Source organism: Arthrobacter sp. Y3221087 (assembly GCF_059089905.1).
This window is the reverse complement of sequence record NZ_JBNHFE010000007.1, coordinates 25070-46938: the sequence shown is the minus strand read 5'-3', so window position 1 is coordinate 46938 and position 21869 is coordinate 25070. Positions and strand designations below refer to the sequence as shown.

General features: G+C 67.3%; 18 protein-coding genes. 9 read left to right on the top strand and 9 right to left on the bottom strand.

The features are described from left to right. Positions 1-22 precede the first annotated feature (22 nt). From AC5RUO_RS17040 to AC5RUO_RS17030, 3 genes are all read right to left on the bottom strand, one after another. The gene (locus AC5RUO_RS17040) at positions 23-3664 is read right to left on the bottom strand and encodes a TM0106 family RecB-like putative nuclease (RefSeq protein WP_494104122.1); all 3642 of its coding nucleotides are present in this window, start codon (positions 3662-3664) and stop codon (positions 23-25) included. Between the two features lie 96 nt (positions 3665-3760). Continuing rightward, complete coding sequence (locus tag AC5RUO_RS17035) at positions 3761-4960, bottom strand: TerC family protein (RefSeq protein ID WP_494011632.1); 1200 nt, start codon at positions 4958-4960, stop codon at positions 3761-3763. A 34-nt stretch (positions 4961-4994) separates the two neighbouring features. Further along, complete coding sequence (locus AC5RUO_RS17030; protein WP_494011631.1) at positions 4995-6758, bottom strand: RecQ family ATP-dependent DNA helicase; 1764 nt, start codon at positions 6756-6758, stop codon at positions 4995-4997. A gap of 189 nt (positions 6759-6947) precedes the next feature. Between AC5RUO_RS17030 and AC5RUO_RS17025 the strand changes: the two genes are divergently transcribed. Continuing rightward, on the top strand, positions 6948-9275 hold the full coding sequence (locus AC5RUO_RS17025) for an FdhF/YdeP family oxidoreductase (protein WP_494011630.1): 2328 nt from the start codon (positions 6948-6950) through the stop codon (positions 9273-9275). A gap of 102 nt (positions 9276-9377) precedes the next feature. Here the strand turns inward: AC5RUO_RS17025 and AC5RUO_RS17020 are convergent, their stop codons facing one another. After that, positions 9378-9707, bottom strand: coding sequence for a DUF6457 domain-containing protein (locus AC5RUO_RS17020; RefSeq protein WP_494011629.1), 330 nt, complete (start codon positions 9705-9707; stop codon positions 9378-9380). Positions 9708-9872: 165 nt separating this feature from the next. Here AC5RUO_RS17020 and AC5RUO_RS17015 point away from each other — a divergent pair, with 165 nt between their 5' ends. The 5 genes from AC5RUO_RS17015 to AC5RUO_RS16995 all read left to right on the top strand — a co-directional run bounded on the left by AC5RUO_RS17015 (position 9873) and on the right by AC5RUO_RS16995 (position 13761). Beyond that, positions 9873-10223, top strand: a complete 351-nt coding sequence (locus AC5RUO_RS17015) for a GNAT family N-acetyltransferase (protein WP_494011628.1) — start codon at positions 9873-9875, stop codon at positions 10221-10223. Between the two features lie 170 nt (positions 10224-10393). Continuing rightward, on the top strand, positions 10394-11305 hold the full coding sequence (locus AC5RUO_RS17010) for a serine hydrolase (RefSeq protein ID WP_494011627.1): 912 nt from the start codon (positions 10394-10396) through the stop codon (positions 11303-11305). 76 nt (positions 11306-11381) lie between these two features. Further along, positions 11382-12755 (top strand): MFS transporter, encoded by a 1374-nt coding sequence (locus tag AC5RUO_RS17005; RefSeq protein WP_494011626.1) that lies wholly within the window; start codon positions 11382-11384, stop codon positions 12753-12755. A gap of 32 nt (positions 12756-12787) precedes the next feature. Continuing rightward, positions 12788-13531, top strand: coding sequence for a dienelactone hydrolase family protein (locus tag AC5RUO_RS17000; RefSeq protein WP_494104121.1), 744 nt, complete (start codon positions 12788-12790; stop codon positions 13529-13531). Positions 13532-13554: 23 nt separating this feature from the next. Beyond that, complete coding sequence (locus tag AC5RUO_RS16995; protein ID WP_494011624.1) at positions 13555-13761, top strand: hypothetical protein; 207 nt, start codon at positions 13555-13557, stop codon at positions 13759-13761. 60 nt (positions 13762-13821) lie between these two features. Here AC5RUO_RS16995 and AC5RUO_RS16990 read toward each other — a convergent pair whose 3' ends face one another. The 3 genes from AC5RUO_RS16990 to AC5RUO_RS16980 form a co-directional block, all read right to left on the bottom strand. Continuing rightward, complete coding sequence (locus tag AC5RUO_RS16990) at positions 13822-14574, bottom strand: ArsR/SmtB family transcription factor (protein WP_494011623.1); 753 nt, start codon at positions 14572-14574, stop codon at positions 13822-13824. Between the two features lie 73 nt (positions 14575-14647). Then, entirely contained in the window at positions 14648-16069 is a 1422-nt protein-coding gene (locus AC5RUO_RS16985) for an FAD-binding oxidoreductase (RefSeq protein WP_494011622.1), read from the bottom strand. A gap of 153 nt (positions 16070-16222) precedes the next feature. Then, on the bottom strand, positions 16223-16630 hold the full coding sequence (locus AC5RUO_RS16980) for a DUF1304 family protein (RefSeq protein ID WP_494011621.1): 408 nt from the start codon (positions 16628-16630) through the stop codon (positions 16223-16225). A gap of 85 nt (positions 16631-16715) precedes the next feature. Here AC5RUO_RS16980 and AC5RUO_RS16975 point away from each other — a divergent pair, with 85 nt between their 5' ends. Then, positions 16716-17750: a helix-turn-helix transcriptional regulator gene (locus AC5RUO_RS16975; protein WP_494011620.1), complete on the top strand. Its 1035-nt coding sequence runs from the start codon at positions 16716-16718 to the stop codon at positions 17748-17750. A gap of 29 nt (positions 17751-17779) precedes the next feature. Continuing rightward, positions 17780-18778 carry a phosphotransferase gene (locus AC5RUO_RS16970; RefSeq protein ID WP_494011619.1) on the top strand — a complete coding sequence of 333 codons (999 nt, stop codon included), beginning with the start codon at positions 17780-17782 and terminating at the stop codon, positions 18776-18778. Here AC5RUO_RS16970 and AC5RUO_RS16965 read toward each other — a convergent pair. Together AC5RUO_RS16965 and AC5RUO_RS16960 are read right to left on the bottom strand one after the other, a co-directional pair. Then, complete coding sequence (locus tag AC5RUO_RS16965; protein ID WP_494011618.1) at positions 18775-20019, bottom strand: MFS transporter; 1245 nt, start codon at positions 20017-20019, stop codon at positions 18775-18777. The genes AC5RUO_RS16970 and AC5RUO_RS16965 overlap by 4 nt on opposite strands. Positions 20020-20149: 130 nt before the next feature. After that, complete coding sequence (locus AC5RUO_RS16960) at positions 20150-20893, bottom strand: FadR/GntR family transcriptional regulator (protein WP_494011617.1); 744 nt, start codon at positions 20891-20893, stop codon at positions 20150-20152. 63 nt (positions 20894-20956) lie between these two features. Between AC5RUO_RS16960 and AC5RUO_RS16955 the strand changes: the two genes are divergently transcribed. After that, entirely contained in the window at positions 20957-21868 is a 912-nt protein-coding gene (locus AC5RUO_RS16955; protein ID WP_494104120.1) for a carbon-nitrogen hydrolase family protein, read from the top strand. The last annotated feature ends 1 nt before the right edge of the window (position 21869 follow it).

Here is a 21869-nt window from a genome sequence, read left to right as displayed (position 1 = left end):
CTGGCCCAGGCGTGCCCCGCCGTTAATCAGCGCGCGGGCTGAGGCCGATGAAGGCGCCTAGTTCCTCGAGCGCTGCGGGCCGGTGCGGCATATAGCTGGTGAGCTCGGGGGAGCGGATGATAACCGCCCGCCACTGGCCGCGGGATACGGCTACGTTGATCCGGTTCCGGTTGAGCAGGAACTCTGCGCCACGTGGAGCCTCCGCCACAGCACTGCACGCCATCGAGACAAGTACCACGGGCGCCTCCTGGCCCTGGAATTTGTCCACCGTTCCGACGCGGACCCCGGGCAGGCCGGCCTCTTCCAGATATTTCCGGACCAGGTGGACCTGTGCGTTGTAGGCAGCGACCACGAGGAGGTCCTGCTGGTCCAGCGGCCGCGCTTCGCTCTCTGCACCCGCGGTCCATTTCAGACCAAGATGGCGTTGTGCCTGGCGGACCACCTCGGCTGCTTCCTCCCTGGAGCTGGTCGCGTTGCCGGTGTGGTCCGCAAACACGGTCTCGACGCCGGGCGGAAGACCCTCGAGTTCGCGCAGCGACGCCGCCGGAGCCGACTGGAGTTTCCCCTCGTAGCTGAGCTGCGACACCGCCCGGCACAGATCGGGGTGCATCCGCCAGCTGTCCGCCAGGAAGTAGCCCAACCACGCTGGCAGGGTTGCGTGGCCGGCGGCGAGCCACCCCAGGGCGGACTCGTCCACGGGCTCAGGATGCGCGCCCTGAGTCACCTGCGGCAGCTGCTGGGGGTCCCCCAGCAGGAGCAGCCGGGTGGCGGCACGGGAAACGGCGAGGGTGTTGGCCAGCGAGAACTGCCCTGCCTCGTCAATCACCAGCAGGTCCAAGGACCCCGCGGGAACTTCCTTCCCTGTCATGGTCCACGCTGTTCCGCCGACCAGGCACCCGCCGGGCGCTGAAAGCAGGCGTGCCACGTCGCCGTCGGACGTTAGGGTCCACGGCACCTCATGCGGTGCGGCCAGCTTCTTGCCCACCACCGCGGGGTCGACGCCGCCAACCTCGACGGCCCTGCACAGCAGGTTTTCCACCACGTTGTGGGACTGCGCCACCACACCCACCTTCCAGCCCTCGGCCACAAGCTGGCCGATCACGTGGGCGCCGACGAAGGTCTTGCCCGTGCCGGGAGGTCCCTGGACGGCAAGGTAGGACCTGTCGAGGTCCCGCAGCGATGCCGTGATGGCGGCGGCATAACCGGCAGAACCGTCCGGGGCCTGCCGGACTTCCACCGGGCCGGGCAACGAACGGAACCGTGGCCGCTGCTTCCGCAGGATGTCCAGCCCCGGCTGGGCGGGCAGGGACGGGAGGGACGATCCCACGGCACGGGCAATCTCCGCGATGGCTGCCTCGATGCTGGCCGTGGCAAGTGGCTGGTCCTCGGTCAGAGCCACGGGGAGGTGCGGGTAGGCTGCCACCTTGCCCGATTCGCGCTCCGCGATGGTGATCAGGGTATGTTCCGGGTTGTCCGGCGCAGGGGAGAGTTCACTGATCATGGTGCCAAATGTGAAGGCCCTGGCCCCGGGAGCGGCACCCGGCGCCGCCATCCCGTCCGGCGGGGGAGCGTCATAGAGCCGGCACCAGGTGGAATCCGCGCGGAAATCCGAGCCTTCCGTCATGGTGCCGCGCAGCCGCAGAACCCGGGTGCGCATCCGCTCGCGGGGCTTGGCCAGCGCCCAGTCCGCTGACACTTCGGCGGACTGCACCACGAACACGTTCCGCTGCTCCGACCAGTTTTCCAGCGGTGCCTCCACCCGGTCGAAGTGCTGCCACCAGAACTGCTTGCGCTCGCGGCGGTGGTATCCAGTGGCCGCTGCCACCATGGCTACGGCCCGTTCGTCCTCGGTCCAGGGCCGGTTGTCCGGCAGGCCCGCCAGGTACTCGCGGAGCGCGGCCTCCTCGGGTGCCTCGTCCACCGTGTCGTGGCGTTCCCGCCCGCCACTGCGCTGCGCGGTTGCGGTTCCCGGCCGGGCTTCCACGGCCTCGGCACCGGCTGCCTGGACTTCGTCCCGCGCCCGGTCCCTGATCTCCAGGAGCCAGTCCCGCAGCCGGAGAGTGGACAGGCAGTCGTACTGGTTGTAGTCGGAAATGGAGGCAAGGATCCTGCCGGCCTCCTCCTGGTGGCCGGCATCCCTGGCCGCGCAGTAGGCCGCGTAGGCGACGACGGATGCGCCGGCATCCTTGACGTCGCCGGAGCGCAGGTTATTGCCCATGTACAGCGGTTCCAGCTTCTTGATGGAGTACGACGCCTCGGAGATCCGCAGCGAATGCCGGACCGTGGCGTAGAGGTCCACGAGGAGGCCCTGCCGGAGCCAGTCGTCCACCGTTTCTTCGCCGGCCTGGTGGGCCAGGGAAAGGTTCCGCAGGGCCGTCTTCTCGTAGGAGGCGTAGTGGTAGACATGCATGTCCGGGTAGCGGGCCCGGCGTTCCTCCACGTAGTCAAGGAAATCGAGGAAGGCACGCCGTTCCCCGGACCGGGAATGGGCCCAGAACGGACGGAAGACGGGGTCCCGGGCAGGACCGGGCTCGGGGGCCTCGATGACGCCGAAGAGGTATTCGATGCCCCACACGCCGGTGGCCGGGTCCTGCCACAGGGGGTCACCCTCAAAGTCGAAGAAGATGTCGCCCGGGCTGGGGGCGGGCAGCGAATTGATGGTGTTGTCCGGCAGGACCGTGTAGGAGACGGTGTGCTGATGCCCGTCCTTGGTGAAAGTCCGCGACCCGTCAACCCGGTCCAGTCCCAGCTGCATGCGGGCCTGCGACCGCAGTCTTGCCACGGAATCAGAGGCTCCATCCACCGGCATGGCGGCGAGCTGGTCGATGGTGGTGATGCCCTCGGCGTGGAGCTTCCGGCGCCGCACCACTGACATCCCGGCAACCATCAGCAGGTCCCGGTGAACCTGCACCTGCTCGGCGCAGTAATCGCACCGCCCGCAGTGCACAACGCCGGGCTGCTGCCACTCGACGGGGAGCCCGGCTCCCCGGTGGGCGGCAGTCAGCTGGCGGAAGCGCCGGCGTCGTTCCCGGAAAACGGGGAGCAGGTCAGGGAGGGAATGGCTGCTGCGAAGCCAGTCCTCACCCACCCTGGTGCCCAGCACCAGCGTGACGACGGGGGAGGGATCCAGTCCCATTCCGATGAGCTGGTCCCCGTAGGCGGCGAGCTGCAGCAGGGCGCCCACCTTGGCATGCCGGGCGAGCTTAGTGTCCCAGACTTCGTAGCGCCCCGGGTTCCCGGTACCTGCGGCCTCGTTCACCAGGAAGTCGGCATAGCCGAGGAACTCGCCGTCGAAGAACGTGGCCTGGAAGACAACGTCGGCACCGGACCGGAGTGCCAACTCGGTCTCCGCATGCTTGGCCTGCAGTTCGCCGCGCAGGTTTTCCCCGCGTTCCAGGGAGTAGACCCCGGCGCCCCGGCTGGCGTCCCACTCACCGTACTTCCGGATCAGGCTGGCCAGGACCGCCTGCTCATGCCGGTCACCCAGTTCGCCGGCCCGCACGCGCATCTCATCTGCCGGGAATTCCGCCTTCGGGGCGCGGCCCAGCTTTTCGTCCAGGATGCGGAGCGCGCGGTACTCACACTCGCTCGCGGCCACCAGGTCGCTGGCGGAAAACACCAGGTCCGGAGCCGCGCCAGCGCTGGCAGCTTCGAGCAGAAACACGGGGCCTCCCCATTGACAGCCGGGCCGGAGGACGGTTCCTGGGGCCCTGGTTTGCACCTGCACCAAACGTAGCAAGAGGGCCCGACAATTAAGCGGTCAGCCCTTGGCGTCCGCCCGGACCTGGGCCTTGTCGTGCTCGTCGTGGGCGTTCCGGAGCAGCTCCAGGAACTCGGTCTCGTTCCGGATCAGCCGCTTGTACTTCTCCGGAAGCTTGCGGATCTGGTCCTCCTCGCGGCACATCTTCGCGAAGAGCTTGTCCCGTTCCACCATGTCCGTCTCGTAGTTGAGGTCGAGGTACTCCACGGCATGCCGCTTGGCGCCGGAGACGGCATTCTTGGCCTTGCCCTTGGGGCTGAAGATGGAGGCCACCACCGTGACCACCAGGACCCCCAGGATGACGGACAGGGAAACTCCGGTGCTCACCTCCACCACGTTCACGTGCTCGCCGTCATTGACGAACGGCAGCGTGTTTTCGTGGAGGGCGTGCAGGATCAGCTTGACGCCGATGAAGCCCAGGATGGCGGCAAGGCCGTATGAGAGGAAGATCAGCCGGTCCAGCAGCCCGTCGATCAGGAAGAACAGCTGCCGCAGGCCCATCAGGGAGAAGGCCGTTGCGGTGAACACGATAAACACGTTCTGGGTCAGGCCGAAGATAGCCGGAATGGAATCCAGGGCGAACAGGATGTCCGTGCCGCCAATCGCCACCATCACCAGCAGCATTGGGGTGAGGACCCGTTTGCCATTCTCCATCGTGAAGAGCTTGTCGCCGTCGTAATGGGCCGACGCCGGGAGGTACTTCTTGGCGAGCCGGACCACCAGGCCTTCGGACTCGTCGTCGTGGGCGTTGGGCCGGAGCAGGTTGCCGGCCGTGATCAGCAGGATGAGGCCGAAGATGTAGAAGACCCAGGAGAAGCTGTTGATCAGCGCCGCACCCAGGAAAATGAAGCCCGTGCGGGCGATCAGCGAGAAGACAATGCCGAACAGCAGCACCTTCTGCTGGTCGGCGCGCGGCACCCGGAAGCTGGCCATGATGATGAGGAACACGAAGAGGTTGTCAACGGACAGCGCCTTCTCGGTGATGTACCCCGCGAAATACTCCGCGCCCATGGTGGTGCCGCCGAGGATGAGCACACCGAGCCCGAAAAGCACCGCGATGCCCACATAGATGGCGGACCAGACGGCGGCTTCCTTGAGGGATGGCGTGTGGGCCTTCCGCACATGGAAGAAGAAGTCGAAGGCCAGCAGGCCAACGATTCCTGCGATGGTCAGGATCCAGACTATGGAGGGTATTTCCACGCGGCAGGCCTTTCGTCGTCAGTCTCTTTCAAGCCTACGCGGGCTTGAGCAGTTCATGCTTTACGACGGCGGAACGCGACAAGGTCTTGTACCCCTCCTGTTCGAACAGGACGGTGATGACGTCATCCTCGTGCCGCATGACCAGGCCGGGTCCCCATTCCTTGTGCACCACGGTGGACTGGAGCGGGAAGGGATCATCGGCGTGCTTCTTCGCGCCCGGCTTTTTGGCTGCCTGCGCCTTCTTCCCTGACGGGCCCTTCTTCTTTGGCGCGTCCTTTTTGCCTGCCTGTGCCTTCCTGTCCGGTCCGCCGCCGTCGTGCGCAGCTTCCGCCGCCTCCTGCCGGCCGGCCGCCGCGGTGCAGCCATCGCAGTTCCCGCAGGGCTCGGGCAGGTCCTCACCGAAGTAGCCCAGCAGGAACTGCCGCCGGCAGCCGTCCGTCTCCGCATAGGCGCGCATCATGGTGAGGCGGGACTGCTCCACCCGCTGCCGGGCCTCGGCGAGTTCGACCGCGCGGTCCACCAGGGCGGGCAGCTTGGCTTTGGAGTCCAGCCGGACGCCCCGCTTGCCGATGGTGACGGCGCCCGCCTCCTCGAGCTGGTTGAGCAGCCCGGTGACCCGGCGGGCGGGAAACCCGGTCAGCTCGGCAAGGGATGACTTCGGCGTGGGCGCGTGCGCGGCCTTGAGGACGTTCAGCACCGCCATGAGCCGTTCAGGGTCAGGGGAGCTGGTGGTGAAGAACTTCCGCAGTCCCAGGTCCTCCGACCGGTAATGCAGCACGGCTTCGGCAGGCTCCCCGTCCCGCCCGGCCCGGCCGATCTCCTGGTAGAAGGCATCCAGTGCCTCCGGAATGTCCGCGTGGACCACAAACCGGACGTTCGCTTTATCGATGCCCATCCCGAAGGCGGTGGTGGCCACCACAACATCCAGCCCGTCTTGGAGGAACTGCTCGTGGATCCGCTCCCGGTCCGCGGCCGTCCTGCCCGCGTGGTACGCCTCGCTGCGCAGCCCCAGCCCGGCAAGCTTGGCAGCGTACTTCTCGGTGTCCTTCCGGGTGGCGGCGTAGAGCAGCCCCTGCCCGTCCCTTGCGAACCCGGCGACTTGCTCCAGCACGGCCTTCCGCTTGCCCTTGTCCTCCTGGTGCCGGACCACGTCCAGGGAAATGTTGGGCCGGTCAAAACCGTGCACCAGCACCAGCGGGTCCCGCATTTCCAGCCGGGCCACAATCTCGTCACGGACGGGCGGAGCCGCGGTGGCAGTGAGTGCCGCCACGGGCGGGCTGCCCAGCCGTTCACGGACGCTGCCAAGGCCAAGGTAATCGGGGCGGAAGTCGTGGCCCCAGGAGGAAACGCAGTGTGCCTCGTCCACCACGAACAGGGAGATGTCCAGGGCGGCCAGGCGGTCCACCGTCTCCCCCTTGGCCAGCTGCTCGGGGGCGAGGAACACGAAGGTGGCTTCCCCTGACTCGACAGCCTGCCAGGCGGCTGCCACCTCGGAATCGCTGTGCGAGGAATTGATGGCGACGGCGGCCCCGGCGCCCAGGTCATCGGCCAGGCCATCCTGCTGGTCCTCCTGCAGTGCGATCAGGGGTGACACCACCACGGCGGGACGTCCCGTCGTGTGGTGCAGGTGCTGCGCTGCCACCTGGTAGATGGCGGACTTCCCGTATCCGGTGGGCATCACGGCCAGGACGTCGCGGCCCGCAGCCAGGGCGCTGATACCGGCCAGCTGGCCGTCCCGCAGCCCGGGCAGGGAGAACGAAGACGCCGCGAGGGCGGCGAGGGCAGAATCGTCGGACATGAAAGGCAGCTCCGCGCAGTGGGTCCCGCGGCCGCTTGCTTCAGCCGTGGGAACCAGCCTACGCCAGCCGCGGGCCGCCGTCGTCCATCCCTTGACTTCCAAGACCTGCTGAACAACTGTGGAGGAAGCTGGTCCGCAGGCGGATGCCGAAGGCAATGGGGACCAGGAATCAGCCGAGGAGTGTGCAGCGTGACGCGCAAGAACCCAAAGGTCGAAGAAGCCGACGAGTCTGAACTCGAAGTGACCGGCCACCCCAAAACCTGGGCTGCCGGGGTGCCCGGCGTCTACTACTCCATGCAACCGGCGCTCAAGCACATGGGCGTGGAGCGGTCGCGGAAAACCCTGCTGGCGCTGAACCAGAAGGACGGGTTCGACTGCATGAGCTGCGCCTGGCCGGACCCGGGCCACCGCAAGACGTTCGAGTTCTGCGAGAACGGGGCCAAGGCGGTGACCTGGGAGGCAACGCCGGTGGTCATCGGTTCGGAGTTCTGGGCAGAGCATCCGGTCAGCGAGCTGCGGGAACGCTCGGAATACTGGCTGGGCATGCAGGGCCGCCTCACCGAGCCGGTGTACAAACCGGCGGGGGATGACCACTACCGGCCGGTCAGCTGGGACCAGGCGTTCAGCATCATCGCCGACAAGCTGAAATCGCTCCCTGACCCCAACCAGGCTGCGTTCTACACCAGCGGCCGGACCTCCAACGAGGCCGCCTTCCTCTACCAGCTGTTCATCCGCGCCTACGGCACCAACAACCTGCCGGACTGCTCCAACATGTGCCACGAGTCCTCCGGCTGGGGCATGGGCCAGACTATCGGCGTGGGCAAGGCAACGGTGTCCTACGACGACTTCGCCAAGGCGGACCTCATCATCGTCATGGGGCAGAACCCCGGCACCAACCATCCGCGGATGCTCACCGCCCTGGAGGAAGCCAAGGAAGCCGGCTGCAAGATCGTGGCGGTCAATCCGCTGCCGGAGGCCGGCCTGATGCGGTACAAGAACCCGCAGAAGGTGAAGGGCATCATCGGGCACGGCACGGACCTGGCGGACCAGTTCCTGCAGGTGCGGATCGGGGGCGACATGGCGCTGCTGCAGGCCATTTCCAAGCGAGTGCTCGAGGCCGAAGACGCCCATCCCGGGACGGTGCTGGACCACAAATTCCTCGAAGAACACTGCGACGGGCTGGCGGAGCTGCGGGCCCACCTTGCCCGGCTGGACGACGCCACGGTACTGGAAGCCACCGGGCTCCGCCTGGAAGAGATCGAGGAATTGGCAGCCCGGTATATCGCAGCTGACCGGGTGATCATCACCTGGGCCATGGGCATCACGCAGCAGAAAAAGGGCGTGGCCACCATCAAGGAGATGATCAACCTGCTCCTGCTCCGCGGCAACATGGGCAAGCCGGGCGCCGGCGCCTCGCCCATCCGCGGGCACAGCAACGTCCAGGGCGACAGGACCATGGGCATTTGGGAACAGATGCCCCCCGCCTTCCTGGACGCCCTCGGGCAGGAGTTCGATTTCGAGCCGCCGCGCGACCACGGACTCGACGCCGTCCAAACCGTCCGGGCAATGCGCGACGGCGGCATCAAGGCTTTCATCGCGCTCGGCGGCAACTTCGTGGGGGCCATCTCGGACACTCACGCTGCCGAAGAAGCGATGGAAAAGACTGAGCTTTCGGTCCAGATTTCCACTAAACTCAACCACTCACATGGAGTGACGGGTGCCGAGGCCCTGATCCTGCCCACACTGGGCCGGACGGAGATCGACCGGCAGGAGTCCGGGCCGCAGTTCGTCTCCGTGGAGGACACCGTGTGCGCAGTCCATGCCTCGCACGGCACCGTGGAGCCGGTGGCACCGGGGCTGCTGTCCGAAGTGGCCATCGTCTGCCGGCTCGCCGCGGCCACGCTGGGTGACCGGACCTCGGCAGACTGGGCCGGGTTTGAAAAGAACTACGACCTGATCCGGGACCACATATCCCATGTGGTGAACGGCTGCGAGGACTACAACCGGAAGATCCGGCAGGAAGGCGGGTTCATCCTGCCCAACGGGCCCCGCGACTCAAGGACGTTCAACACGCCCACGGGCAAGGCCATGCTCACGGTCAACGAGCTGGAGCACGTGGAGCGGCCTCCGGGAACCCTGATCCTGCAGACCATGCGCTCGCACGACCAGTTCAACACCACCATTTATGGCCACAACGACAGGTATCGAGGCATCAAAAAGGGGCGCGAGGTAGTGTTCGTGAACCCCGTAGACCTGACGGAGCTGGGGCTGTCCGACGGGCAACACGTCGACATCCACGGCGTGTACTCCGACGGAGTGGACCGGGTGCTGCGGAACTACCGCGTGGTCTCCTACCCCTCGGCCCGCGGCTGTGCGGCGGCATATTATCCGGAGGCGAACGTGCTGGTGCCGCTGGAAAGCGTGGCGGAGGGAAGCCAGACGCCGGCGTCGAAAGCAGTCATCGTGCGGCTCGAACCCGCGCCTGTGCTGGAGGAGGAGCCCACCGCCTGGGGTTAATGTGCTGGCCGCGGGCAGCACCGGATCAACATATCCCCGTCTTAGAGACTTTTCCCCATGGCATTTGGCGGGGAGTCGTCCATCAGGCGGGGATGTCGCCTGTTACTGTGCGGTGTCCGCCCAGCCGCGGCTCGCGGGACCGCCGTCGTGCCCGTCCTCGCACAGCTGGAAAGCGGTCCGGGCGGCCTTTTCCACCGCAGCCGCCGAGGCCTCCCTGGTTCCGGCGCTGCCCGTCCCGGCGTCCAGCCCGGCAGCATAGCCGACCAGGAACGTGGTGACCGGCGCCGCCGCGTGGATGACGTTATCCGCGGACTTGCGGGCAAGGTCCAGGAGCAGCTCGTGGTCCACTTTCATGTCCAGTATCTGGAGTGCCTGCGCCAGCCGGTTGCTCCACTGGTCCAGTACCTGTGCCTCGTCGTCGTTGACTGCCATGGTCCGCTCCTCGCCATCGAAATGTGCCGGTATTGCTGTCCGGTGCCGACACTACAAGGCTTTGGAACGGAAGTCACCGGGGTGCAGGCCCCCAGTGCGGAAATAGAGACGCAGCTGACCGGGTTACTCTGTCACAGAGGCCGCACCGCATCGAAGGAGATCCCCTTGAGTGACATCACCGTCCGACACAACGCCGAGCGCGAACGTTTCGAGATCCTCGACGCCGGGAACGTGATCGGGAAGGCTGCGTACAAGGCGTACGACGGCGGCGGGTCGCCGCAGCGGATTTTCTACCACACAGTTGTCAACGAGGAATATGGCGGACAGGGCCTGGCCGGCCGGCTGGCCACGGCGGCCCTGGATGAGACGGTGGCCGCCGGGACGGGCATCGTCCCGGTGTGCCCGTTCATCAAGAAGTTCCTGGCCAAGCACCCCGAATACGCCGGCAGCGTGGTGGCGGTCAAGCCTGCGCACCTTGAATTCCTGGACACGGCGCTGGCCGCCCGCGCCAGGTAGCGAGCAGCGCCACGACACGCATCGCGGCGATGGTGATTACGCGCGTCCCGGCCAGTGCCGCGACACTCCGGCGGGCTATCAGCCGGCTCCCAACAGCTGGTGATCTAATCGGCATCACATCGCGTGCTGGGGCGTGATGCCCGGATCGTTGAGTTGTGACAGGAGCCCGTATGCCGGTGCACCCAGTAAAGCCCAGGGTAGAACAGGAAGTTCTCCCCGTCCGCCACGGACGGAGGAAGGCGGCGCTCCTGTTGTGCGCCGTCGCGCTGGTCATCGTTGCCACCATCGCCCTGGCCGTGATCCGGTCCGAGCCGTTCGGCGGGACCGCTGCGCCCACGGCCGCCGCCCCGGTCCCGGTCAAGCCGGTGGCTGCCGCCCCTGACTCGCTGCAGGACAAGGTTGAGTCCCTCCTCGACGAGGCCGGCGACTACCGGGTGGGAGTCGCGCTGGCGGACGTCTCGGGTGATGCCGAATTGGCGTTCGGTGATACCGGCGTGTTCACGGCCGCCAGCACCGCCAAGCTGATCACCGCGGCAGCCTTCTACCATCTGGTCGAAACCGGGGAAGCCAGCTTTGATGACCCGATGGGGGATTACGACGCCGCCTTCCAAATGGAGGCCATGGTGAACCAGAGCAACAACGATTCGTGGCTGCTGCTGATGGACGCCGTGGGCTACCCCCGGCTGATCGACTACGCGGCCTCCATCGGCGTCACCTACGATCCTGAACAGAACCTGCTGACCGCCGCAGACATGGCCATGGTCCTCAAGAAGCTGCATTCGGGGGAGCTGCTCAACGAAGCCAACACGGCGGAGCTGCTCGGATACATGGAAGACACCAACAACGACGACCTTATCCCCGCCGGCTCCCGCGCCGGCATCGAGGTGCAGCACAAATACGGGGAAATGGACGGGGAACTCCATGACGCAGCGCTCCTGACCTACCGGGGTTCCACCTTCGCGCTGGTGGTCTACACGGAGAACCCCGAAGGCTTCGAGGAACCGGAACAGGCGGAGCTCATCCGGGAGTTGACCGGCGCGGTGGAGGACGCCCTGTTCCCGCTGACCCCGGCCGGGAAGTAACAGCCCCGGGGACCGGGAGGACGCCTCCAGGCAGCCAAAGTGGCTTCCCGGCCGCACCTTGCACCAGACTCTTACCGTGAGCAACAACCCCCGGACTGCCCTGGCCGTTGCCGGCCTCAGCCTGGGCACGGCACTGAACCCCCTCAACTCCTCCATGATCGCCGTGGCGCTTGTGGTGCTCCGCGCCGATTTCGGGCTCGACGTCGCCGCCGTCACCTGGGTGGTCACGTCCTTCTACCTCGCCTCCGCAGCGGGCCAGCCGGTGATGGGGAGGCTGGCGGACCGGTTCGGACCGCGCCGGATGTTCATGCTGGGCATGGCCCTGGTGGCCGTCACGTGTGCCCTGGCACCGTTCGCCCCGAATTTCGCCCTCCTCTGCGTTGCCCGGGCGGTGATGGCGCTCGGCACAGCCACCGCCTATCCAAGCGCCGTGGTGATGGTGGGTGCCATCGCGCACCGCGCCGGAATGGAACCGGCCCGCCCGCTGGGACGGCTGCAGATGGCAAACACGTCCGCAGCCGCCGTCGGGCCCGTTGTCGGCGGCCTGCTGGTGAGCTTGGTGGGCTGGGAAGCACTGTTCCTGGTCAACGTTCCGCTCGCGCTGGCCGCGCTGCTGGTCGTCCGGCAGGCCGCCCCGCCGGACGAGGCCAGGGAGCGGGGCAGCGTGGCCGAGCTGCTGCGGGACTCGGACATCCCGGGAATCCTGGCGTTCGTGGCCGCGCTGATGCTGGTGATGATGGCCGCGCTCAATGTGCTGCCCGGCTACCGCTGGTGGATGCTGGGCGCGGGAACAGTGATCGCTGCCGTCTTCGCCTGGCGGGAGCTCCGTTTTAACCGGCCGTTCCTGGACCTTCGCCTGCTGGGGCGGAACCGGCCGCTGATGCTGGTGTACCTGGCGTTCGCGGTATTCAGCAGCGTCTACTACTTCGTCTTCTTTGGCCTGCCGCAGCTGCTGCAGGAAGCCGGCGGCTACGATCCCGGCGTTGTGGGCCTGCTGATGCTGCCGCTGGCCGGGATGTCCGTGGCGGCCACGCCATGGGCGGTCAAGGCGATGGGAAGGTTCGGGGTACGGCGCGTCCTGCTTGCCGGCGTCGTACTGCTGACCGCTGCGGCCGGGCTGATGTGGCTGCTGACCGGAACGCTGGCCATACCGCTGGTGGTGGTGATGACCGCCCTCATGGGCGTGCCCTACGGGACGGTGGGGATTGCCTCCAACCAGGGCATGTTCGTGTCCACCCGGCCGCAGGAGCGGGGAGTGGCGGCGGGCATTTACCAGACGTGCCGGTACGTGGGCGCCATTACCGCCACCGTGATGATCGGCGTCTTCGCGGCCGGCGGGGTGGACCAGGAAAGCTGGGCGCGAATGGTGCTCGCCATGCTGGTCCTGTGCGTGGTGACGTTCTGCGTAAGCCTGCTGTGGCGGCAGCGGGAGGCCCAGCGCCACCCCTAGGAAGCGTTTGGACGCCGTGCCATGCTGGCCCCATGGGAAACATGATGACTCTGGGAAACGCCGCAACCTCGGTGCAGACCTATGTGGCTGAGCCCCCGGGAACACCCAAGGGCGGCCTGGTGGTGGTGCATGAGGTGTGGGGCCTGGTGGACCACATCAAGGACGTCGCGGACCGGTATGCCGCGGAAGGCTACCTGGTGGTCGCGCCGGACCTGCTGTCCGGAGCCGGGGGCGTGCCGGACCTGAGCGGGGAGCTTCAAAAAGCGGTGTTCGACCCCGAACAGCGCAGCAACGCGCAGCCCCGGATGCGGAAGCACATGGCGCCAATGCGCTCGCCGGAATATGCCAAGCACGCGGTTGACGGCCTCCGGATCTGTTTCGACCACCTGGACGGTGTGCCGGGACTGTCCGGCCGCGTGGCCGCGACGGGCTTCTGCCTGGGCGGGACCTACACCTTTTCCCTGGCCGCAGCCGAACCCAGGCTGCGTGCGGCCGTTCCCTTCTACGGCCACGCTGAGTTCAACGACGCGGAGCTGGGTGCCATCGCCTGTCCGGTCCTGGCGTTCTATGGGGGGAAGGACACTGCCCTGATGGAGGATCTGCCCGGGCTGAAGCGGCGGATGGCGGCAGCGGGCGTGGATTTTGAAACCGTGGTGTATCCGGAGACGGGCCATGCCTTCTTCAATGACACCAACAGGTACACCTACAACGCCGAAGCTGCGGCCGACGCATGGACCCAGACGCTCGCGTTCCTGGACAGAAGCCTCAGGAACTAGCACGCCGGGATTATCGTGGACGTATGGACTCTCCGAAGGTTCAGCTGTACCTGGATATCGCCGCCAAGGGACTGGGCATCATCGGTGTTGCGCTGATGATCTTCACCCGGGGCGGCTGGTTCTACGTTGGGGTGGCCGCGGTGGTCCTGGGCGTGCTGTTCATGGGCGGCTCCCTGGTGGCCAGCCGGAAGCTGCGCCAGCGCAGGTGGGACGGCACGCGGCGGACCTGAGCCCGCCGCGTCCCTGCGAAGATTGCGGCTGCCGTACCGGAACGCCGCCGTCGTCGAGCCCTAGGTGTACATCAGCGAGCCGGGCGTGGTGAGCTTCTGTCCCGTTTCCAGCCAGGTCTTCAGGCCGGACAGGATCATCGGCCAGCCGCCGTAGAGCTGCTCGTTGGCGCCTTCGCGGAGGTCGCTGTGGGTGACGGTCAGCCGGCATGAGTCGCCCACGGGTTCGATCTCCCAGGTGATCTTGGAGGTCCCCTCGGCCTTGACGTCCTCGCCCCACAGCGCCCGCATGGTCTGGACGAGCCGGCGGGGCGGGTCCACTTCCAGGTTTTCGCCTTCACCCAGCGGTGCGTCAGCCTTGACGTTGTTCATCACGAAGCGACCGCCCGCCGTCCAGTCTGACTCAATGGTGTTCCCGAACTGGTACTTGCTGCGGATGTCGCTGTCCGTAATGGCTTCCCACAGCCGCTCGGGCGTGGTCTTGATGTAAATCTCGAAGATCTTTTCCATGGGACTTTCCAATCTGGATTTGAGGTCGCTGAGGCCAGCGGCCCATGGTTCTGCGTATTTGCTCACCCAGCGGTCGTGGACCAGGCGGATGGGTACCGGGTTCAGGAAGTGCAGCTTTTCCCGTCCCCGACGGCGGGTCACCACCAGGCCCGCATCCTCCAGCAGGCGGAGGTGCTTGGCGATCCCGAACCGGGTCATGGCGAACCGTGCCTCAAGTGCGCTCAGGGTCTGGCCATCCTCCCGGAACAGCTCATCCAGGAGGTCCCGGCGGGTGGGGTCGGCGAGTGCTTTGAACACGTCGTCCATGCCTTCATAATAGGTGACCAAATGGTCACATATCAAGGGGTTCCATCGCTCTTCCCGTCCCGCGGGGCCTCAACTAGGGGGTGGTGGACGGCTGGCGGGGCTGGATGTTGTGGTTCCGGCTGAAGAGGTTGCCGGGATCGTACCGCTGCTTGAGGCCGATGAGGTTCCCGTACTTGTCCGCACCGTAGGTCAGGCGTGCGGCGTCCGGGTCCTGGCGGGTTTCGCCGCCCAGGAAGTTCAGGTATTCACCCTGTTCCGCGAAGGGCTGCATCCGTGCGTGTGCCTGCCGCGCAAACTCGGTGAGGCGTACGTCGTCGTCCGCGTCGGACCAGAAGCCGTAGACGTTCAGCAGGAACCTCGAGGACCTGTTGGGGTAGGCGGTGGACTCCTCCGGCACCCGGCTGAAGGCTCCGCCCAGGAGGTGGATGTCGATCCCGGTGCCCCGCCACTGCACCTGAGAGGCAATACCTGCCACCACGTCGATGACTTCCCGGTCCAGCCGGGAGAAGGAGACGTTCTTCCAATAGCCGCGTGAGCCGGTGGGGAAGAGGCTGTCCATGGCGCTTTGCCACTCGATCCAGGAAACCGGGCCCACCTCCTCCTGGTCCGGCGGCGCGAGTTTCCGCAACTGGTCGATGAGGTCCAGTCCGGGCTGGTGGTCGGTGCCCGCCCAGGCGCACCCGATGACCATCCAGACGGCGTCGCCCAGTCCGAATTCGGGTGGAAAAGCGATGAAGCTGACAATCGGGTTCATCTCGTCCGGCAGGTCCCGGGTCCAGGCCTCGAAACCGGCTAGGGCGTCCTTCCAGTGCTCGGGAGCATAGAAGAGGTTCCCGCCCAGGACGGGCTGGGGAAGCGGCCGGGCGCGGAACGTGAAGGAGGAAACGACGCCGAAATTGCCGCCGCCGCCGCGCACTCCCCAGAAAAGCTCAGCGTTTTCATGCTCACTCGCGCGGAGGTGGTCGCCGGCGGCCGTGACGATGTGCACCGAGTTCAGGTTGTCGAGCGCCAGCCCGTTGCTCCGGGTGAGCCAGCCGACGCCGCCCCCGAGGGTGAGTCCGGCGATGCCCGTGGCGCTGATGACCCCGATGGGGACCGCCAGGCCGTGCTCCACCGTCGCCCTGTCCACGTCCGCCAGGGTTGCGCCCGGCTCCACGGTGACCAGGCGCGTAACCGGATCCACCGCAACCTCACGCAGCCTGCTCAGGTCCAGGACCAGGCCGCCCTCCACGCTGCCGTGCCCGGCCACATTGTGTCCGCCGCCCCGGACGGCCAGCACCAGTCCGGTGCTGCGGGCTGCGGCCAGGACGGGGTCGATGTCCGCCACGGAACCGGCCAGGGCGATGGCCCGGGGATGCAGGTCATGCATGCCGTTCCAGACCCGGCGCGCGTCCTCGTAGCCGGCGTCGCCGGGCTGGAGCAGGCTGCCGCTGAGCTGGCTGCGCAACCCTTCCAGTGCCTGGGTGATCTGGTCTTCTGAACGGCCTTGTTCCATGGTCTGACCTCGCCGGATACAGTGCCGGGTCCTCACCGATCCGGCCGGGATGAACGTGGAGTGCGCACCTTGAACGGGCACGATTGGCAACGGCACTCCAAGTATCTGGCGGCCCCCCGGGGCGGTCAATAGCGTGTGCCCGGTGCCGGACGCCTATGGCCCAAGGGGCAGGAAAACCAGGGCGAGCAGGGCCGGCAGCGTGGCGGCCAGCGTTCCAGGGACGCTCTCCCATTTCTTCGGATAGTGTCCCTGCAGGTCCGCCAGCAGCATGGTGGGCGCGGTGAGCACCATGTTGAGGCAGCAGTAGACCACCAGGGTGTAGCCCACCACCAGTTCACCGATGTTCACCGCGACCAGTCCGGCAACCACGCCCAGCGCGACCACCAGGTTCCTGTAGCCGGTGGGGATGGCCCACATCATCACGGCGGGGACGTTTTCCGGCGGCGTGCTCAGGAACTTCTGCGCCCACGGTTTCCGCCAGAGCAGGAAACTCTCTATCGGAAACACGCCGACGTAGACCACCACAGCCAGCACCGCGAATACCTGGGACACCACGTTCATGCTCGAAGGGTAGGCGCAGCCAGCGCATGGTCCCATCCCCAAAACAGGGGATTGCAGGCCGTCCCCTGCGGCGGATACTGGTTCTATGTGGGAGGAGCGCGCGGAGCGTGCCCGCCGCGAAATCGCGGTGCTTGCCGCCGGCGGACTGGATCTGGCGGACCTCTACCGCGCCGCCCTCGGGCTGGTGCGGCAGTCGGTGCCTTTCGACCAGGCCTGCTGGGCCGGCGTCGACCCTGAAAATATGGTGATGAACTCTGTGACCAACTGGCGGCCCTGGCCCGTCACGGAAGAGTACGCTATCCGCTTCGCCCAGTCCGAATATGAGGGCACCGAACCCAACACCTTCGCCCGGCTCGCCCTGCGTCCCGTTCCGGTGGCACGGATCTCCGACGCCCCCAGACATGAAGTGGCCGGCAGCGTGCGGGTGAACGACCTGCTGCGTCCCATTGGCCTGGTGCATGAGCTCCGCGGAACGTTCCGGGTGGACCAGTCGTGCTGGGGCGTGGGCAGCCTGTTCCGGGAAGGCGGCCGGGACTTCAGCGACCGCGAGGTGGAATTCCTGGCTGCCGTCACCGCCGCGCTCGCCGCCGCCACCCGGGTCGCGGCCCGGGTGCGCAACCAGCTGTGGCAGCCCGACGGACCCGTGATTGTCCTGGCCGGTGAGCACGGCGAGCTGCGGGCAGCGACGCCGGCCGCGGTCTCGTGGCTCAAGGACCTGGACGACGCCGCCCCCGGCCAGTTCAGCATGGTGCTGTTCGCGGTGGTCGCACAGGCAAAAGCCGCGCCCTCCGGCACGGCCCGGGCCCGCATGCGGGACGCCGGCGGCAGCTGGGTGGTCCTGCAGGCCAGCCGGCTGATCACCGGCGACGACCCCCGGCAGATGGTGGTGACCGTGGAGCCCGCGTCCACCCGCCAGGTGCTCACCCTGCTGCTCTCGGCCTACGGCCTGACGCCCCGCGAACAGGAGGTCTGCCTGGAGCTCATGTCCGGCAGCTCCAGCGCTGCCATAGCCGGGCACCTGTTCATCTCCCCGTACACCGTGCACGACCACCTGAAGGCGATTTACGGGAAGGTTGGGGTGGGCAGCCGCGGCGAACTGGTGGCCAAACTGTCGGCCTGAGCTCCGTGCCTCATGGCAAAATTGCCTCCATGTTGCCCCTGAGCCAGATCGCAGCGCTGCGGGACACCGTAGATCACGAATGGCGCTCGCCGGTTGCCGATGCCGTGGGTGAGCGGTGGGGCATGCCCGAGGGCACGCTCCGCTTTTGGCGTTCGTCCGCGGCCCACGTGTTCGTTGCCCCGCCGGGAGCCGATCCCCGGGGGGTCCTGTACGCGCGGTTCGCGCCGGCAACAGAGCCTGCAGGAGGCCGACTTGCCCGCGGCTCGCGGTTCCATTCGCGTCTGGCGGCTGCCGGTGCCGCCGTCGCCCAATCCTTCCCCTCCCTGGCAGGCGCCGCCCTGGAGCTGGTGCGCACCCCGCTCGGAGACATGTACGCCAGCGTGGCAGGCAAGGTGGACGGCGATGAGCTGGACGTTGAAGGGATCGACGCCGGTGCTGCCGCGGCTTGGGGCGCGGCGCTGGGAGCCTTCCAGGACGCCGCGGGCCCCCTGGCCGTTCCACTTCAACCGGAGGCGCCGGCACCGTTCGACGCCCTGGCCGAAGCCGCGTCCGTGATGGCGGATCCGGAACTGGAGGAGGCGGCGAAGCGCCTGGCCGGGCTCATGGCCGCCGGTCCGGCGGTGCCGCTGGTGATGGGCCATGGCGACTTCGAACTGGACAACCTCCGCTGGACCGACAGGGGATTTACAGGCTTCGATTTCGACGAAGCCAGGGTAATGACGGCTGCGGCGGATGTGGCCTCGGCGGCGCGGGACCTGCTGGGACCGCAGCCCGGATTCCCGGAATATCCGGAGCTCCTCGCGGCCTTCCTCGACGGCTACCAGTGCGCGTCAGGCATCGGGCTCGGGCCGCGGGAACTGGTCCTGCCCCGGGCAGACTTTGCCGCGCAGCAGCTGCTGGAGGCTCCCCATGTTCTGGACATCAACCCGGCTGGCCCCGGCTGGCTGCACGATCTGGCCGGCTCCCTGCGCGTTCACTACGGGAGCCAGCGCAGTATCCTGCTGGCGACGGCGGAGGTGTTGGCCTAGGCGGGATCCTTCACCTTGGCCGCCGTCACCGGGCGGGGCTCCAGCCACACCTGCTCCCGCGGTCCCGGCGGGTAAGCGTGCCGCTTGCCGGCAAGTGTGATGGCCAGCGCCGCCACCACCGGCAGTGCTGCGGCAACCGGAACCAGCAGCGGGCCGCCGGTAACCAAGGCACCGGAGCCATACAGTGCACCGACGGTGATGCCCAGCTGGATGGTGAGCACGGTCAGTCCGTTGGCCGCCTCCTGGTACTCGCCGCCGGCGCGAAGGATGGCCGCCTGGTTGTAGATGCCGATTGCCCCGAGCCCCGCGCCCCAGACCGTCATCAGCACAAGGGCCAGCGGAAGGTTGCCCGAAGCCAAAGGCAACAGGAACATCGATGCGGCGATTGCCGCCGTCGTGATGATCAGCGATCGCCGCGGATGTGAGTCCACGGTGAGGCCCGCCACCCAGATGCCCAGCAGGCCCGAGGCGCCGAGGACGGTCAGGGAAAGGCTGATGGCGTAGTCCGGCAGGCCGGCCTCTCGCACGAACGGGGCGATGTAGGTGAACAGCGCGAAGTGCGCCAGGACCAGCAGCGGCCAGGCGGTGGCTACCGCCTTCACCCCGGGCTGGGTGACGGCACGGCGCATGGAGGGCCGGGCGGCGTCGGAGATCCGCTGGACCCGCGGCAGGAGGAAGAAAGCCAGGACCGCCAGGACCAGGCCGAATCCCGCCAGCACCAGGAATCCGGCCCGCCAGCCGAGGAACCCGCCGAGCGCGGTACCCAGCGGCGCGCCGATGGCCAGCCCCAGGCTGTTGCCACTGAATACGATGGCCAGGGCCTTGCCCACCTTGTCCGCCGGAACCACCCTCGTGACGAACGGCGCCATGGTGGTCCAGAGCAGGCCATGCGCCAGTCCGCCCACCATCCGGGCGATCATCGCCGTCGTAAAATCCGGGGCGAGGCCCACCCAGGCGTTGCTGGCCGCGAACGTGACCACCAGGCCCACCAGCAGGGCATGCCGGGGGATCCCCGCCAGCAGCCGCGCGGCCGGAACCACCGTGACCACAATGACGGCGGCGTAGGCGGCGGCAAGGTAGCCGGCCACGGGCTCGGATACGTTCAGCCCGCTGCTGATCTGCGGCAGCAGGCCGGAGGGCAGGAGCTCCGTGGTGATGGCCGTGAAGGCGATGGTGGCCAGGACCGCCATCGCGGCATAGGGGAATCGGGCAGGGGCAGGCGCGGGCATCGCGGAAGGCATGCGAAGGGGGTCCATTCAAGGGGGAGGGAGTGGAACGCGGCGTTGCTGGCCGGACAAATTCCTTCCTTAAATTTACAGGACCGGGACCGCTGTCACGTACATGACAAGGTCCTCCTGCGCGCCTCCCCGGCTACGTCCCGGCCGTGCCTGCCAGCCCCATGAACATGGTCCGGTGCAGGATGTCCACGTGCCGCCGGGAGACCTCCACCGCGGCCGGGACATCGCCGTTCCGGAGGGCCTTGACGAGCTCGATGTGGTCCTGGTTGGACTTGTGCAGCAGGTCGATGGGGTAGGGGATGAAGTAGTCGTACAGTTCCGCGAGGGTCTCGTGGTAGACCCCGACGGCGGTCCCCAGCCCCGAGGAGGATCCCACCAGCTGGTGGAACTGCTCGTCCGACTGGTGGTAGTCGGACCAGTTGGCTGCCGCGGCCATGTCCCGGGTCAGCCGTTCCAGCTCGTCCAGCTGTTCAACGGTGGCGTTGATGGCGGCGTAGTGGGTGACTGCGCATTCGAACAGCATTCGCCGGTCCACCAGCTTGTTGACCGCCTGGGACTCGGCGGGGGAGGCCGAAAGCTCCGCGAGGACGTCGCGCGGCGGATGGTCGGCTACGAAGGTTCCGCCCCCGCGGCCCCGGCGGCGCACCAGCACGCCCTGTTCGGCGAGGCTGGCAAGTGCCCGCCGCGCGGTGATGGGGCTGACGGAGAGGCCCAGCGCCACGTCCTCCTGATCGGGCAGCCGCTCGCCCGGCTTGAGCAGCTCCAGTGAGATGGCCATGCCGATCCGGAGCCGCACCGCATCGATCGCGCTCCGGCGGTCCATACCGGTGAGCGCGGGTGAACCGATGGCGGAAGTCTCCTCCATGTGGGGCGTCATACCCGCTACTTTACGGTCCAAACCTGCCCCCTTCCGTTTATTTGATCATTCTGATCTAATATAGTGCAGATCACAGCCCCTTCCATGGAGAACACCATGCACCGCGTCCTTCCCCTCCTCGCCGCCCAGGCCCCGCCCCGGCTGATCGGCGAACCAATATCCGCCTTCGCCGCAGAGGTCCAGGCAGCCCTGGACACCAAGCCCGATACCAAAATGCTGGTGTTCCCCGAACTTCACCTCTTCGGTGACTCCTTTCCGGACCAGCAGCGCACCGAGGTCCTGCGGGACTCGGCCGAGCCCCTGGACGGAACGCGCGTCAAGGAGCTGCAGGAACTCGCCGCCGACCTGAAGATCTGGCTCGTGCCAGGCAGCGTCTGCGAGCGCGGGCCCGAAGGCCAACTTTTCAACACCCAGCTGGTGCTGTCCCCGGAGGGGGAGCTCGCCGGCTACTACCGGAAGATCTTCCCGTGGCGCCCGTTCGAGCCCTACGATCCCGGCGACCGGTTCACCACCGTGGACCTGCCCCGCATCGGACGCGTCGGGCTGAACATCTGCTACGACGCCTGGTATCCCGAGGTGTCCCGGCAGCTGGCGTGGATGGGCGCGGACATCATCCTGAACGTGGTCAAGACCACCACCCCGGACCGCAAACAGGAACTGATCCTCGCCAAGGCCAATGCCATCGTGAACCAGGTGTTTATGGTCAGCGTCAACTGCGCGGGCCCCACCGGCATGGGCAGAAGCATCATCGTGGACCCGGAGGGCAACACTATCGTCGAGGCCCCCGACGACGCCCCGGTCCTGCTCGCAGCGGACCTGGACCTGGCCGCCGTCGAGCAGGTCCGCACGCACGGCACGGAGAACCTAAACCGGCCCTGGTCCCAGTTCCGCGACGGCGAGGCCGCCGTCGAACTTTCCGTCTATCAGGGCCGGATCAACCCGGCCACCTGGACACCGCCGTCCTACAAGCCCTAAG